This window comes from Streptomyces sp. NPDC092369, assembly GCF_044755245.1.
Taxonomy (GTDB): domain Bacteria; phylum Actinomycetota; class Actinomycetes; order Streptomycetales; family Streptomycetaceae; genus Streptomyces.
The window spans coordinates 64,285-77,875 of sequence record NZ_JBIVQP010000010.1; the positions used below are offsets into that span (position 1 = coordinate 64,285).

At 69.0% G+C, this 13,591-nt stretch carries 16 protein-coding genes and 1 pseudogene; 6 read left to right on the forward strand and 11 right to left on the reverse strand.

Annotated elements, in window-relative coordinates; all coding sequences use genetic code 11:
- Positions 1-77: 77 nt before the first annotated feature.
- The 3 genes and pseudogenes from ACIQI8_RS42320 to ACIQI8_RS42330 form a co-directional block, all read right to left on the reverse strand.
- A pseudogene (locus tag ACIQI8_RS42320) lies at positions 78-956 on the reverse strand (haloalkane dehalogenase); the annotation flags it as partial.
- 25 nt (positions 957-981) lie between these two features.
- Entirely contained in the window at positions 982-1,386 is a 405-nt protein-coding gene (locus ACIQI8_RS42325; RefSeq protein ID WP_402363614.1) for a pyridoxamine 5'-phosphate oxidase family protein, read from the reverse strand.
- Positions 1,383-2,075, reverse strand: a complete 693-nt coding sequence (locus ACIQI8_RS42330) for an NAD(P)-dependent oxidoreductase (protein WP_402363617.1) — start codon at positions 2,073-2,075, stop codon at positions 1,383-1,385. The genes ACIQI8_RS42325 and ACIQI8_RS42330 overlap by 4 nt, the downstream gene beginning before the upstream one ends.
- Positions 2,076-2,151: 76 nt before the next feature.
- On the opposite strand from ACIQI8_RS42330, the gene ACIQI8_RS42335 reads away from it, so the two are divergent.
- Positions 2,152-2,808: a TetR/AcrR family transcriptional regulator gene (locus tag ACIQI8_RS42335; RefSeq protein ID WP_402363620.1), complete on the forward strand. Its 657-nt coding sequence runs from the start codon at positions 2,152-2,154 to the stop codon at positions 2,806-2,808.
- A gap of 23 nt (positions 2,809-2,831) precedes the next feature.
- Here the strand turns inward: ACIQI8_RS42335 and ACIQI8_RS42340 are convergent, their stop codons facing one another.
- The 4 genes from ACIQI8_RS42340 to ACIQI8_RS42355 all read right to left on the reverse strand — a co-directional run bounded on the left by ACIQI8_RS42340 (position 2,832) and on the right by ACIQI8_RS42355 (position 5,727).
- Positions 2,832-3,029, reverse strand: coding sequence for a hypothetical protein (locus ACIQI8_RS42340; RefSeq protein ID WP_402363622.1), 198 nt, complete (start codon positions 3,027-3,029; stop codon positions 2,832-2,834).
- 55 nt (positions 3,030-3,084) lie between these two features.
- The gene (locus ACIQI8_RS42345; RefSeq protein ID WP_402363625.1) at positions 3,085-3,834 is read right to left on the reverse strand and encodes a hypothetical protein; all 750 of its coding nucleotides are present in this window, start codon (positions 3,832-3,834) and stop codon (positions 3,085-3,087) included.
- 169 nt (positions 3,835-4,003) lie between these two features.
- Entirely contained in the window at positions 4,004-4,519 is a 516-nt protein-coding gene (locus tag ACIQI8_RS42350) for a hypothetical protein (RefSeq protein WP_402363627.1), read from the reverse strand.
- Between the two features lie 485 nt (positions 4,520-5,004).
- Entirely contained in the window at positions 5,005-5,727 is a 723-nt protein-coding gene (locus ACIQI8_RS42355) for a hypothetical protein (RefSeq protein ID WP_402363630.1), read from the reverse strand.
- A gap of 331 nt (positions 5,728-6,058) precedes the next feature.
- On the opposite strand from ACIQI8_RS42355, the gene ACIQI8_RS42360 reads away from it, so the two are divergent.
- The 3 genes from ACIQI8_RS42360 to ACIQI8_RS42370 are packed head-to-tail and all read left to right on the forward strand — an operon-like array spanning position 6,059 to position 7,350.
- Entirely contained in the window at positions 6,059-6,187 is a 129-nt protein-coding gene (locus tag ACIQI8_RS42360) for a hypothetical protein (RefSeq protein WP_402363636.1), read from the forward strand.
- 54 nt (positions 6,188-6,241) lie between these two features.
- Positions 6,242-6,745: a helicase associated domain-containing protein gene (locus ACIQI8_RS42365; RefSeq protein ID WP_402363639.1), complete on the forward strand. Its 504-nt coding sequence runs from the start codon at positions 6,242-6,244 to the stop codon at positions 6,743-6,745.
- A complete protein-coding gene (locus tag ACIQI8_RS42370; RefSeq protein WP_402363642.1) occupies positions 6,742-7,350 on the forward strand; it encodes a hypothetical protein in 609 nt (202 codons plus the stop codon). Before ACIQI8_RS42365 ends, ACIQI8_RS42370 begins: the two co-directional genes overlap by 4 nt.
- Positions 7,351-7,352: 2 nt before the next feature.
- Here the strand turns inward: ACIQI8_RS42370 and ACIQI8_RS42375 are convergent, their stop codons facing one another.
- The 4 genes from ACIQI8_RS42375 to ACIQI8_RS42390 all read right to left on the reverse strand — a co-directional run bounded on the left by ACIQI8_RS42375 (position 7,353) and on the right by ACIQI8_RS42390 (position 12,144).
- The gene (locus ACIQI8_RS42375; protein ID WP_402363645.1) at positions 7,353-7,829 is read right to left on the reverse strand and encodes a hypothetical protein; all 477 of its coding nucleotides are present in this window, start codon (positions 7,827-7,829) and stop codon (positions 7,353-7,355) included.
- A gap of 123 nt (positions 7,830-7,952) precedes the next feature.
- Positions 7,953-8,909 (reverse strand): ArsR/SmtB family transcription factor, encoded by a 957-nt coding sequence (locus ACIQI8_RS42380; protein WP_402363648.1) that lies wholly within the window; start codon positions 8,907-8,909, stop codon positions 7,953-7,955.
- Positions 8,910-9,897: 988 nt separating this feature from the next.
- Positions 9,898-10,194: a nuclear transport factor 2 family protein gene (locus ACIQI8_RS42385; protein WP_402363651.1), complete on the reverse strand. Its 297-nt coding sequence runs from the start codon at positions 10,192-10,194 to the stop codon at positions 9,898-9,900.
- A 186-nt stretch (positions 10,195-10,380) separates the two neighbouring features.
- Positions 10,381-12,144: a SpoIIE family protein phosphatase gene (locus ACIQI8_RS42390; RefSeq protein WP_402363654.1), complete on the reverse strand. Its 1,764-nt coding sequence runs from the start codon at positions 12,142-12,144 to the stop codon at positions 10,381-10,383.
- A 325-nt stretch (positions 12,145-12,469) separates the two neighbouring features.
- Here ACIQI8_RS42390 and ACIQI8_RS42395 point away from each other — a divergent pair, with 325 nt between their 5' ends.
- Together ACIQI8_RS42395 and ACIQI8_RS42400 are read left to right on the forward strand one after the other, a co-directional pair.
- Positions 12,470-12,910 carry a hypothetical protein gene (locus tag ACIQI8_RS42395; protein ID WP_402363657.1) on the forward strand — a complete coding sequence of 147 codons (441 nt, stop codon included), beginning with the start codon at positions 12,470-12,472 and terminating at the stop codon, positions 12,908-12,910.
- Between the two features lie 443 nt (positions 12,911-13,353).
- Complete coding sequence (locus tag ACIQI8_RS42400) at positions 13,354-13,572, forward strand: hypothetical protein (protein WP_402363660.1); 219 nt, start codon at positions 13,354-13,356, stop codon at positions 13,570-13,572.
- Positions 13,573-13,591: the final 19 nt, after the last annotated feature.

Consider the following 13,591-nt stretch of genomic DNA (forward strand, 5'->3'; position numbering starts at 1 on the left):
GCGATCGCGGCGCGTACATCCGTCAGCGGCAGCCCAGCCGGCCGGGGGACGATCGGCACCATCGTGATCGAGGACACCTACTGACCCGCCAACCCGTGGCGGTCGGCCCAGGTGTTGATCGCCGCGGCCAGCTCCTCGGGGCGGTCCTCCGGGGAGTGGTGGCCGGCGAGGCCGTGACGGGAGACCTCCAGGCCAGCGATGTTCTCCTCGCACCAGGCCACGGCCCCTTGGTCGGTCATCGCGCCCGGGCCCGGCTCGAACGCGGCGAGCAGCTTGGGGACTTCGGGGCTGGCGGCCAGCCAGGCGGCGTAGCGCTCGACGCGGGCCACGATGTCGGCGGGCTCGGCGTCCAGCGGCATCATGCGCGTCCACGCCAGTACCGGGCGGCGGCTGTGCGGGGTCGGGAAGGGGCGGCGGTAGACCTCCAGGTCGGCAGGGTCGAGCGGGGAGGCGAGCGTGTCCGGGAGCCCTTCGATGAGCATGGACTTCTCCAGGATCATCTCCTCGCCCACCCCGGGGGTGCGCAGGAGGATAAACAACTCCCGCCCGGCCGCCGGGAATTCGTTACCGACCAGCGGCTTGACGATTGTCTCGGTGAAGGCGAGGCCGCGGACGCGGCCCGGGAGGCGGGCGGCGCGGTCGAAGGCGAGCGCGCCGCCCCAGTCGTGGCCGACGAGGACGGCCTCGGCAAGGCCGAGGGCGTCGAACCAGACGTCGAGGTAGCGGGCGTGGTCGTCGAAGGAGTAGGCGAGGTCGGGCTTGCCGGAGTCGCCCATGCCGATGAGATCGGGGGCCAGAAGGCGGCGGCCGGGCGCGGCCACACCGGGCAGGACGTTCCGCCACAGGTGGGAGGAGGTGGGGTTGCCGTGGAGGAAGACGAACGGCAGCCCGTCGGGGTCGCCGGACTCGCGGTAGTGGAGAGTGGAGTCGAGGACGGGGAGGTTGGGCACGGCGGTGTCACTTCGCTTTCTGGACGGGGATTCAGAGGTTGAGGCTCAGGACACGGTCGACGGCGATCTCGACGACGACCAGGTCCAGCAGGGCGGGCGGGACCGCGCGGTAGCGGACGGTGTAGCGGTGGACCGCCTCGGCCAAGCGCGCGGGGTCGTCGGTGACGGCGGCCCGGCCTTCGAGGGTGACCCAGCGGAAGCCATCCGCCTGGCAGAGCGCGACACGGGCCGTCGGGCCGCCCGCCACCACGTTTTGGGCCTTGCGCGCTCCCGCCCGGGTGGTCACCCGGACAGGGCCGGTGGCCGCGTCGAAGGTGAAGCGGACAGGGGTTACGTGCGGGGTGCCGTCGGGGCGGAGGGTGGTGAGGGTGGCCGTGTGGGGGCGAGTAAGGAACGCCCGTGTGGCGGCCGGGAGTTCGACGGTCGCCCGGCTCACTTCTTCTTCACGCCCTCCTTCCAGATCAGCTTGGCGATGTTCGGCTTCACAGCCGTGGTGATGACGCCCATGGCCGCACGGACGTACCGCCGCTCCTCCAGCTCGCGCAGCATGCTCGCGGCGAGGTCGGCACGGGCGGTGAAGACGCCGTCGGCGCTGGTCTCGGCGGTGTGGTAGTCCGTGACGACGGGGTGATCGAAGAGGCCCGAGGGCCGGACGAGGGTCCAGTCGAGGTCCGTCTGACGGATCACGGCCTCCATGCGGCGCACGTCCTCGTGGAGGGTGCGGCCGAGGCGTCGGTTCACCAGGGGGTCGAGCACGTGGTTGAAGAAGTGCGCGCCGGTGGGACGCCAGTTTCGGTCGGCGATGCTGGAGCTGACGGCGAGCAGCCGCTTGATGCTGTGGCGGGGCATGGCTCCGGTGATGGCCGTGGCGCTCGCCGAGTACGTGGTGATGGTCTCCTTGCTGAAGCGCGCGCCCAATGCGGACAGGACGGCGTCCGTCCCGCCGATCGCGGCGTCGACAGCCGCCGGGTCGGTGGCGTCGGCGACGGCCACAGCGAGGCCCGGCCGCGTGGGGAGGGAGCCGGGGCGGCGGGTCACGGCGACGACCTCGTGGCCGGCGGCGAGGGCCTGGTCGGTGAGGTGGCGGCCGGTCGGTCCATTGGCGCCGAAGACTGCGATACGCATGGCGTCGGGTCATCCCTTCATGTGGTTACCGGAACGCCCTTGACTGTGCCGATAACGAAAAGCAGGCTCAACGCTGATGAATAACGCCGCCCCTGCCCCCGCCCGCACCCGAGGCCGCCCCTGCGGTAACCCGCCGACCCGCGAGTCGATCGTCTCGACGGCCCGGGCGCTGTTCCTGGAGCGCGGCTACCGGGGCACCACTCTGCGCGCGGTAGCGGGGGCCGCCGGGGTCGACCCGGCGCTGATCGCGTACCACTTCGGCTCGAAGAAGAGCCTGTTCGCGGACGTGATGCAGTTCCAGTGCGCCAATGCGCTGGCGGTGGACGACGTCCTCGGCGGTGACCCGGCCACCCTCCCCGACCGCTTGATCGACGCGGTGACGGACCTGTGGGAGGACGCCGAGTTCGTACAGCTCACCGCCCAGGGCGAGGAGGCGGCCGAGGTGATCCGCGAATACCTGGAACGCGAGCTGCTGGCCCGGCTTGTTGAATTTCTCGGCGGCCGGGACGCAACCGCCCGCGCCACGGCCGTGGTGACGATCCTCGGCGGCCTCATCTACACCCGCTACCTCAACCCCCTCCCCACCCCCGCCGCCCTCACCCCGTCCGAGACCCGCCACATCCTCACCCCGGCGCTGCGCGCGGCACTGACCCCGAGGCCGCGCACCGCGGCAACCACCCGAGCGGCCCGTCGGGGCTCACCGACCTCCGCTGGAGGCGCCGTCCGGCCTTGACGACCTCAGCACATCCGGTGCGGCTACCCCTGTGGGTAGCGGTGCAGGGAGGTTTTCGGGATGCCGGTCTTGGTGCTCATTTCCCCGTCGCTGCTGCCCCGGGCCTTGAGCAGGCGCGCATACTCGATCTTGTCGGTGGGGTGGGCGACAGGGCGGCCGACGCGGCGGCCGGCTGCTTCTGCGACGGCGCGGACGTGGGCAAGCCCCACCGTGTCCTTCAAGGAGCACCTCGTCCAGGCCCGCTCCCCCGGGCCGTCCCCTCGATTCCGGGTGCCGTCATCGCGCGAGCCGGGCCGTGTGAGACCGATCATGCTCCAGCCTCCGCATCTCGACAGCCGGGCGCGGCGGAAAGCGCACGTCGTTTGACCCGGGCGCTCCGGTGGGCATGCAGCCGCAGCGCAGCCCAGCGAAGGGAGGACATGGCACCGGCGGCACCCAGGACGCCGAGGAACTCCGGCAGCGCGGCAGTGAAGATGCTCCTGCCCGGCCCACCTCTCGGCGAGAACTGCCGATGCCGGTCCGGCGGCGGGTGTGCTCGGAACCCAGCCGCTTGAGCTTGCGCCGTACCCGCTCCCCGTACGCCGCCGGACCCGGCGCGCCGGCCAGCACGGCTGCCTCCGCCCACGTATTGGGCTGCCAGTGCGCCCAGGCCAGCGCCACCCTCCGTTCCCGCGGGTCCAAAACATCGAGAATCACGGCCAGCCGCGGGTCGTCCAGCGCCGCGCCGAGCGCCAGATCCTCGACCGATGGGCTGGCGGTCACCAGGTCATGCAGGGTGAAGCCGTCCGCGCCGAGCAGGGTGTCCAGCAGCAGCACCCTTCGATGGCCGGCCTTGCGACGCCACAGCGGGACCAACTGCCGGTGGCTGCGGTGGATCTGGGCCTGCAGCCAACCCCATCCGCCGCGCACGATGCCCTTCTCCACCGGCCAACTGAGCAGTGTGGTGTCCGCGGCTTTCCGCCATTGCGGCCCGGTGCGCCGCGCCAGGAGCAGAGCGGCCTCATCGAGAAGCGGGCCAGGCTTCATGGCCGGGATGTTTACCTCGCGCTCGGACCACATCCGTTGGGGACGGACATGTCGATGCGTACGGGTGTCCCGTCCACGTGCTCGGCTGCCGCTCCGCATCCGCCAGTGCCGAGCATGGCCCACTCGCCGCACAAGGCTTGCGGACAGGCCCTGTTCTCAAGAGCCGGGGCTACCACCAGGGGGTGCAGGTGATGCCGCTGACGGGCGAGGCGCTGGTTATCTGGGCGCAGACACGGAAGGCCCGACTCGACGAGCTGCTGGTCGGGTAGGCCGCGGTCGTGAGCCTGGCGCCGCTCGCGGTCGTGGTGAACGGGCCGCACTGGATCCACGACCTCTTGTTGGGGTCGTTGGTGACATCCATCCAGACCCATCCGATCGCGCTGGGGCCCCAAACGCTGGAGCTGGTGGTCAGGACGCCCCACCCCATCTCTCTGCCGCCGACGTTGCCGGCCTGCATCGCGTACGAGGCCACGGCCCACGGCCTGCCTCCGAAATCGGCGATCACGGCTCCCGCCCCACCGACACCGCGACCGCTGAGACTGTCCGGGATGTCGGTGAAACCCTGTGCCCCTCCCGTGCAGTCCGACGGCGCGGCCTGAGCTGCAGCGGAAGAACCCGCCACAAGCCCTGCTCCGAGCACGAGCGCGGCCGTGCCCACGCTGAAAATCCGGCGGATGCTGCGCATCTCTTCTCCTTGGTCGAAGCTGTAGCGGCCGGAAGGCCCCCGAGTCAGCGCCTCGAACCGTAGACCGTGCCTGGGACGTCGCGTCCCTGACAGATGTCAGGGTGGTGAGGGTGCGTGCCGGGCGGCGGGGTGCGGGTGACCGTCGGGGGCAGGCCAGGCTGTCAGCCGAGTGGGGCCCTGGTCGACGGGAGTTTGACCCCGCCGGTTGGCCCAGGTCCGGCACGGTGTCCACTCGGCCGGGACGTGATGCTCGGGAGGTCGGGGATGCGGCTGGCGCAGGCCGCGCACTGACGGTAGACGAGCCGCTCGTTGACGAGCCACGCGGCCGGGTCCCCCGTGTCGTCGACGTCGACCAAGACCGGTCTGGCCTCCCCTTCCAGCCCGACGGACGGTTGAGATGAAGGTTGGCGCCGCGCTGGCCGCACCCGCATCCCGGCTCGCACAGCGTGCCGTCACCGTATAAATCTTCCGTTTGACGCGCAGTATCAAAGAATCCCGACCGAGTCGGCGAACCAGTGGCCGAGGAGATCGATCCACGTCCAGCCCTTGGCCGCGCCACCCGCGCCCAGGAACAGGCAGGCAACGACGACGCCCACGACGACTGGCGCGCCGGTCTCCACCACCACGTCGTCGGGTTCATCGACGATCAGAACACCGACAGATAGGGCCAGGATGAGGGTGATGGCCAGCGCGGCGAGAGCGACAACGGAGTACAGCACGAGCTTCCAGACGGCCGGGCCGGGCGTGGCCTGGACGCCCGCAGCGAAGCCCGAGGCCACCGTCAGCGCCACCAGGAACGGGGCCAGGAACGGAGCCAGGAACAGAGCAGTGGCCGAGGCCCACTCCCTGATGTCACTGCGCGAAGGAATGAGCAAAGGAATGAACGAAGCCACGCCTTCCAGCGGAATACTCATGAAGGACAGGGTCCTTGTCTCCTCAGTGCCTTGGCCCTTCGTCGTGCGGTGTGCGGCCCGGGTGACCCCTACGGTGACCTGCATTGCCGCCCCGGGAACGCCCTGCTCGGGGCTCGGGGACGGCTCGTCCCGCAGTCGCTCCACCTGGCCGCGCAGCACATGGACTTCACGCCGCAGCTGCCGGACCTCGTGCTGCCGCTCGGTCAGCTCGCTCTCGATCTGCCGGATGTAATCCTGGGCGTGCGCCAGCTGCCCCTGCTGCCTGGCGGCCGTCGCGCGCACCTCGTCGCACACCGTCTCGGCAGCCTCCGCTCGCCCAAGAACGTGGTCGAATTCCCGCTGCAGTTCACTCAGCCGACCGGCAAGCTCTGTCAGCTCCGCAGCGGTTGCCCGGCGCTGCTCCTCACTCCGGGCGTACTCATCCTTGACCCGCTCGGCCTCCTCGATCCAGTACCGCGCACGAGTATCCGGATGAGGGCTGGCCTTCTGCGCCGCGCGGCGCAGCGCGGTGAGCTCCGTGAACTCTTCCTGCGGCAGCGGAAATCCTCGGCCCTCCAGGAAGGCCCCGAACCCCTCGACGAAGTCGGCCGGAGCGACCCGATCGCCCCTGAGGTATCGCGAGACCGTGGACGGCGAAAAGTTCGCGGCGAGGGCGAGAGCATTCTGTGTGGCGGCCCGCGCCTACTTCGCCGACCACTGGACACTGTGCGCGCCCTGGGACGCGATGGCGCTGGACCGGTCGGTGGGACAGTGACTGTCCATCCGCCGCGCCGGCGCGTTGGCCAAACACCTCGAGTAGGACGCCGCGTTGAAGGCGATCGACCCGGACTGGAATCCAGAGGGGCCCACGGACTGGCAGCGGCACTACGCCGCCGTGCGCGAGATGCTCGTCGAGGAGAGCGTGCTCGCCTACGTCGAACCCGGGGTCACTGTGCACGGGATGGATGTCGGCCGGTGGCTGGAGCGACAGCGCAGGCACGACGTCTGGCACGCGCTGAGAGACGGGCAGCGCGAACGACTGGAACAGCTCGGCCTCGCACCACTGCCTCCGCAAAAGGAAGCCCTCGCGCCGGGCTCCACGGGTGGTCCTGGTGCGTTCGAGCGGGGCATTGAGGCCCTCCGGCAGTACAAGAACCGCGAAGGTCACCTGACCGTGCCCAGAGGCCACAAGGAGCGGCTTGAGGACGGCACCGAAGTCCAGCTCGGTGTATTCCTCTCGAACAACAAGTCGAGGCGCGGCAAGCTCACCGCCGACAAGCTCCGACTACTCGCGGACCTCGGGCTGGCATGTGCAGAGGAAGCAGCTGCGTGAACACCGGGGACAGCTCTGAGGAGCAGCGCGTGCAGGCGGCCGTGCGGCGGCACCGCCGGCACATGGACGCTCTCTGGGCGGAGAAAGCCATCTCGCACGTCCTTGCCGCCCCGCAGGTACAGCGTGCAGGAGCGGAAATCCAGGAGGCGGAGACACGGTTCGGCCTGGAGCTGCAGGCCCTCCTCCAGCCCTTCCAGGACCGCTACGAGCAGGCAGTGCGTGACGGCGACACAGCCGTGCTCGCCTTGATCTGCCCGGGCGAGCACGGTCGTTGGGGTCGGATCTGCGTCCTGGACGAAGGCTACGAGACGTCGTTGGAGGAACCCCACTGGGGGCACGACGCCGAGGGCCGGCCCATCGTGTGCCTGGTGTCCATTGACAATCAACTTAGTCCACACGCGCAGGGCGGCGGTGACTGGAGCGGAATCAAGGAACTCTGGATGGCCGACGAGCCGACTCACGACGATTTCTTCGGAGCGGCGAGGGACTGGAAACGGCGCATCAGCCACCGCGCCAGTCCCCAACCCTACTCAGACGTCGTAGCCTTCGGCCCGCAGTGCTGCGACAACCACACCACGCCCCTGGATACGCCCAACCTCTGCTGATGTCACGGCCAGGTGATCGAGGGACTGTCGAGGCTCAGAATGACGCCGCCCGAGCTGTTGAAGGCCCTGAACTTCGTGTACGCCGACAGCCTCGTGAACTTCGAGGCGTCGGCGAACACATCGGGAGACAAGGTCTCGCTGCACGACCTGGCGCTGGTGGAGCGCACCAGCGCACCCGTTGCGGCGTCCACGAGATAGACGCGGTAGCTGGCGCACGACGAAGGATGGGCGTCGACGAAACTCCAACCGTCGAACGTCGTGCCCGTGCCGAGATAGATGCAGGGCGTCACATTCCAACCGCCCGACGTGTAGGGAGTCCGGCATTGCGCCTCCTCCGTGGCCGGTCCCATCTGTTCGTGCCCGGCGCTAACGGCGGTGGGATAGGCGGCCGCGGTCAGCGCACCGGCGGCGGGAGCGCCCAGCAAGGTGCCCGCGGTCAGCACGACGGAACCAAGGGCAGCGGCGAGATGAGTCTTCATGCAGTCTCCAGGGTGGGATGGGCCGGTTGCGGCTCCACATCCTGGGCAGCTCGGCCCCCTGCGGCCCACCTCTTAAGTCACGGCTTAAAGGGGCCGGGACGGCAGGCGCGGTGTCCTCGGGTCTCACGGTTCCGTCAGGGCTCCGGTCCGCAGCAGGGCCAGCCCGAGTGGGGTGATGAGGTGCAGCACAGATCCGCCTCGGCGGCTGGTGGTGATGAGGTCCGTGTTCCGCAGCACTGTCGCGTGCTGACTGGCCGCTGCGGCCGTGACGTTGAGGCGGCGGGCCAGTTCGCTGGTCGTGCAGCCTTCCACGGTCACATGCAGGGCGGCGGCTCGCGTGCGCCCGAGCAGAGACTCCAGATTCCGCACGGCGGCGCCGTCCGCTTCTGCCGGTTCGGTACCGGTCAGCGACCTACGGAGAGCCGGCACGGTCAGGCGGGGTGGCTGGGCCGTATCGAGCGGGTCCCACAGAAGGCTCACTGGGTGTTTCGAGAAGACCATGGGTGTGATGATCAGTCCCCTTCCCCGGAGACGTACCTCGACTTGGCGCGGGTAGGGAGCTTCGAGCACCGGCGGACGCCAGCGGACCAGTGGTGCGCACACCGAACGCAGCAGCAGATCGATACCTCCCTCCAGCATCAGGTTCGCGCAACGGGCGGACAGCGCGACCAGTTCGGCTCGTCCTCGATGCCAGTAGGGCTCCACGGTCAGTCGATGACAGGCACGCACGGCCTCGGCGAGCTCCCGCCGCGCGTCACGGTCGCCCTCGGACACCCGTCTGGCCCATGGCAGGTGTCCGAGGTGGAAGTCGAGACCCTCGAACTCGCGTCGCAGCCGGGACACCGGGGCGTGCAGCAGGTTGTCCACAGCGTGGTCCAGCGAATGCACATCACCCATCAGGGCCAGCAGGTCAAGCCCGGGACCGCGCACGGGAACCAGGGACGTCAGGGGGCGCGTAGCCGCCCCCATGCGGCCCGCGACCGCTGACCGCCACGAGCGGAAGTGCGGAAGCTCCCGGTTCTCTTTCAGCAGCTCCAGGCTGTAGTAGACCTCCGCCGCGACGCCGATAGTCGCGGCCACCCGTGTACGGGCAAGGTCTTCCGCCGTGAAGTGAATGCGTAACACCGACCGGCCCCCTGCCATCGAAGTAGAGCGCGTGAGCGCACCCGCAGCATGCCCCAATCCGCCGCGCCCGAGCCGCCAAGCCAGGCAGCAGATGGTGGACGGCGTCGGCCAGGAGGCCGCTCATCGAGAATGACAGCTCCCGGCCCTCCTTGATGACGGTGGATGGCAGATGCACAACCGCCCCGATCACGGCGGTACCGGCCGGTCAGGCGGCGCGAGGTTGTGGACGCCTAGGTTCGGTGTCAATCGCCTAGATTGGATGTCAGGGCGACTGGTTTCACTGTCCAAGGACACGGGCCGAGCCGCTCTCGGGCCTCGCTCGCGGGGCGGTCCGCTGATGAGGATTCTTGAAATTGGCTCTGTCCGCAGTTCCGTGAATCCCCAGGTCAGCGAAGTGAGCGAGGGATCGTTTCGCCAGAGTATGTCCCGGCATGGCGAGCAATACGGTCGAGGCTGTGCTGTTTCCCGGGATCGATGTGCGAGTGGAGCGCAACAGCCGCTCCTCCGACGTCCTGGTGGTGGAGGCGGTGTCCACCGCTCGCCCCGGCCGATTTCCGGACTGCCGGAAACAGGCGAGGCGCACGCACAGCTCGTGTCAACGCGGCCTGGATGAAAGGCCGTTGGGCTCTCACCGGGTCATCGTCCGGCTGCGGGTCCACCGGTACTTCTGCGACCGGAAGAGCTGTTCCCGCAAGACGTTCGTGGAGCAGGTGCCGGGCCTGTCCGAGCGGCACCGCCGTCCAGCACCGGGCTGACGGGCTGGCTGCGCTCGATCGCGATCGAGCTCGGCGGACGTCGGGCCGCGCGATTGTGCCGCCGCCTGCGGCTGGTCGCGGGCCGGACCCGGCTGCTGAGGCTGCTGACGGCGCCGGCAGTGCCGGACCGCGCGCCGCGGGTGCTGGGGGTCGACGCAACGACCTGGCCCACATGTTCGAGGACGAAGTCAACAACCCCTCCAAGTCAGCGCCTGCTGCCCCCGCCACCGTGCAAGGCGAACCGGCGGCCGGGCCGGGACGCTCCTTAACCTGACGAAATGGGCGCTCAGATGTGCGGTGTCGCCGTCGACGGCGACGATGTGGTCAGCGGTCATGTGGCGACTAGACACGTTCGTCGGTACAGGCAGCATCCGCTCGTTCAACGCGGTCTCCACCATGGCCCGCCCGGTAAGCGCAGCCCCCATCGGACCCTGGTCTGGTACGCCGCAGTCGGGCGGCCCGGGCCCGCACACACCCCACGCCACACACCCTGCACTGGACTGACCACCCGGCCGACTCCGGCGGCCTCGGCGAACGATGTCGAGATCGTCTGCATCCCGACGAGACCCCCTGGCTCAACCACATCGAGGCCAGAGCAGGCCAGTCTGATCCGCCGCTACATCATCTAGCGAATCCGCCATGCCGACTGAGGAACTTCGACGGCCCCCTCCTCACTCGATCTGCCTCCCGCGCGGGTCGGGCGGGTCATAGGGAAGGGGGGTACGCAACGCGATCATGGCGACGTCGTCATCGTTGTCGCTGGGGCGGACTTGGTCCAGCAGCAAGTCGCAGAATGAGTCGAGGGGTCGGTGGGCGAGGGAGGCCGCGTGTCGGCGCAGCCGGTCCAGCCCATGATCGATGGAGTGGTGCGGGGATTCGACCAGTCCGTCGGTGTAGAGCAGGAGTGTGGCCTGGGGTGGCAGGACGGTGACGGCGTCGGGGCGAGGTCTGGTGACTCCGGTGCCGAGGAGTATGCCGTGAGCTTCGTCGAGGTAGCGGGTCTGACCGTCGTGGGTTATGAGCAGGGGCGGCGGGTGGCCGGCGTTCGTCCAGGTGAGGCGCCACAGTGTGTCGTCGCCGAGTGTGAGCCTGGCGAGGATCATGGTCGCCATGGGTACCTCGGCTATGTGCATCACTGCCTCGTCGAGCTGAGTGACGACGGCGCTGGGTGTGGCCTCGGGTTGGGACCAGGCGAAGGCGCGCAGCATGTTGCGGACCTGTGCCATGCCGGCTGCGGCGTCGAGATCGTGCCCGACGACGTCGCCGATGGCCAGTGCGTGGGCGTGATCGGCCAGAGCGAAGGCGTCGTACCAGTCGCCGCCCACGGATGAGGCGTCCGGAGCGGGGACGTAGCGCGCGGTCATTTCCAGTCCGGGCAGGACGGGAAGCTGGGGCAGCAGGTGGCGTTGCATGGTCTCGGCGACTTTGCGCTGGCGCTGGTACAGGCGCGCGTTGTCCAGCGCCAGGCCCGCCCGGCGGGTGAGGTCCTCCAGCAGCGGCAGGTCGGCAGGGGTGAAGGCGTCATGACGCTGGGCTCGGCCCAGAGTCAGGGCGCCGAGTACGTCGCGCAGTCCGCGAATGGGTGCGATGGCGGCGGAGTGCATACCTGTCGCGGTGAACAGGCGCTGCTGTTCGACCGCGATGCCGGAGTCGGGAGGACCTTGGTAGGTGGCGGGGCCGGCGAGGGAAGAGGCGGCGCCCCGCAGGGCTCGTGACAGGGGCATCGGAGACTCCGCCGGCAGCGGAGGCATCGGGCCCTGCAAGTCGTCCCGTTCGACGAGCATGCCGTCCTTGTGCCCCATCACGAGCACGCGTCGCACTTCATCACGTTCGGTGAGCAGGTCGAACACGGCCCAGTCCGCGAGCCGGGGCACGGTAAGGGTCGCTAGTCGGTGCAGCGCCTCGTCCGCGTCCAGGGTGGATGTGAGGCGCGTGGTCGTCTCCGCCAGCAGGGTAAGGCGGTCCAGCTCCGTCAGCGGCGCGGAGTACCCGCCGTCGCTGTGGCGAACGTTCGGCTGCTCCGGCGCGTACAGCATTGCCAGTGCACCTGTCCCGCCCGGACCGGGTGAGTAAGGCGTGACCAGCCATGACAACTGGACGAGAGTGCCGTCCCCCCGGGCGAACCACTCGGCCTCGCCATGCCTGGTGTCCCCCGTGAGGAGCGCCTTCCTGATCCGGCAGCGCGTGCGCGGCACCGAGTGTCCGTATCTGTCTCTGTGCAGCAGGTCGTGAAAGTCCTGGCCGACGAGTTCTGAGGCTTCCCTGCCAAGCAGGCTTTGGGCCGCGCTGTTGACCGCGACAATGAGGCCATCGTCATCGACCGCGAGGGCGGAGGCTCGCAGGCTTTCCAGCGTCCCGTTGAGCTGGGCGCCAGAACGCGCCTGATGGCCGGGCAGGGGATGACTTCCCCGGCCGGGAGCGGCGACGCCGTCCATGTCCCTCCTCTGTTCAAGCCCGAAACCAGCCGAGTACCCCAACCGGACTCCCCCATGCACCGAGCGCTCGTCTCCCCTACTGCGACTGCTCGAACACATCCTGGTGGCACAGGAGGAGGCCGTCCTTGCAGTCCCGGGTGCCGGTCGCGAGAGATGAGGAAGACCCGGGGGTACTTTCCTGCAGGGGCGGGTGCGGAAGCACAACGAGGGGCCGGTGACGCTGTTCAGCCAAAGGTCCTTTAGGGGGCAGAGAATGAGGATTGTTGCAGTTCATGGGGTAGGTAATTACTAGTCTGGCCATGGGCTCGACACGGCGGCCGAAGCCTTGGCAGGGATTGGGCGGAAAGCTCTGTCGAGCGCTGCGGCCCTGCCACGGGACCAGACTCAAGGGGAATGCGAACTGTCGGTTGCTTACTACGCAGATCTGCTCAGCGGTGCAGCCAGCCAAGGCCAAGAAGACCTGGAGTCTCTCGACGATTATGAACTGGCCCTTGTCGCAGCCTGGCTGAAAGAGTGTGGCCTGCCGGACGCGACAGCAGCCGGGCGTGCCACAGCCCCCCTGCGTCAGGCTCTGGCATGGCTGGCCAAGACCCGCGGTCTGGGTCAGCCAGCCACCGAATGGTTCGTTGCCCTTTTCTTCCGTGAAGTAGCCAGCTATCTGCGCAATCCCGCGCGCGGGCAGGTCCGCGCCCGAGTTGCCGAGATTCTGGCTGCCCGACAACCACAGGTCGTGATCGCCCACTCACTCGGCTCCGTCGTTGCGTAGAAGACTCTCTGGGAGCACCGCGAGCTGCGCGTCGACTTGCTGGCAACCCTCGGCTCGCCGCTGGCTCTGTCGGTACGCCGTCTTCCCCCCGACTGCAGCCCACGCCCATCGAGCAGCGGGGCCAGCGCCCTCCAGGCGTGAGCCGCTTGGTGAACCTGGCCGACCCTGGCGACCTCGTAGCCCTTCCCCCTAATGGCATCGAGCGCTCTTTCCACGACGTCGACCAGGATCAGCCCAAGACGCAGGCAATCCACCTCTTCGACCTTCACAGGGTCGTCAACTATCTCGCCACTCCACAACTGCGCGGCCCCTTGGAGGAGTACGCATAGCTGAATCCCGGTGCGATGCCCGGCCGACATCAGCCCCGGCGAGCCAGCGGGGCGACTGCTGGGTCTGCCGCAGGTTTGGGTGACAGATTGAGGTTGCGGACGGGCTGTAGGAGATTGCGAAGCCGAGCCCACGGCGGCCCTGAGCCGGGGCTGCCCTTTCTCTCCCTGCACACCACCGTCGTCCTGCTCACCAGCTTCGCCCTCGGCCTGGTGGCGGGTGGTCTGACGGCGCTCAGCGGAGCACCCGGAGCGGGTTCGGGACTGGCAGCTGCCGGCTCGGCTGTCCCCGTGCTGCGCTCGCTCATCGGGCCACCCGCGGGCGCATGTCGGTGAGAGACCATGCCATGCCGCA

What these genes read in the sequence shown, in the direction of transcription:
- ACIQI8_RS42350 (WP_402363627.1), bottom strand. Translation starts at nt 4,519, where the DNA reads ATGCGCAGCATCCGCCGGATTTTCAGCGTGGGCACGGCCGCGCTCGTG.
- ACIQI8_RS42330 (WP_402363617.1), bottom strand. Translation starts at nt 2,075, where the DNA reads ATGCGTATCGCAGTCTTCGGCGCCAATGGACCGACCGGCCGCCACCTC.
- ACIQI8_RS42375 (WP_402363645.1), bottom strand. Translation starts at nt 7,829, where the DNA reads ATGAAGACTCATCTCGCCGCTGCCCTTGGTTCCGTCGTGCTGACCGCG.
- ACIQI8_RS42335 (WP_402363620.1), top strand. Translation starts at nt 2,152, where the DNA reads ATGAATAACGCCGCCCCTGCCCCCGCCCGCACCCGAGGCCGCCCCTGC.
- ACIQI8_RS42390 (WP_402363654.1), bottom strand. Translation starts at nt 12,144, where the DNA reads ATGGACGGCGTCGCCGCTCCCGGCCGGGGAAGTCATCCCCTGCCCGGC.
- ACIQI8_RS42345 (WP_402363625.1), bottom strand. Translation starts at nt 3,834, where the DNA reads ATGAAGCCTGGCCCGCTTCTCGATGAGGCCGCTCTGCTCCTGGCGCGG.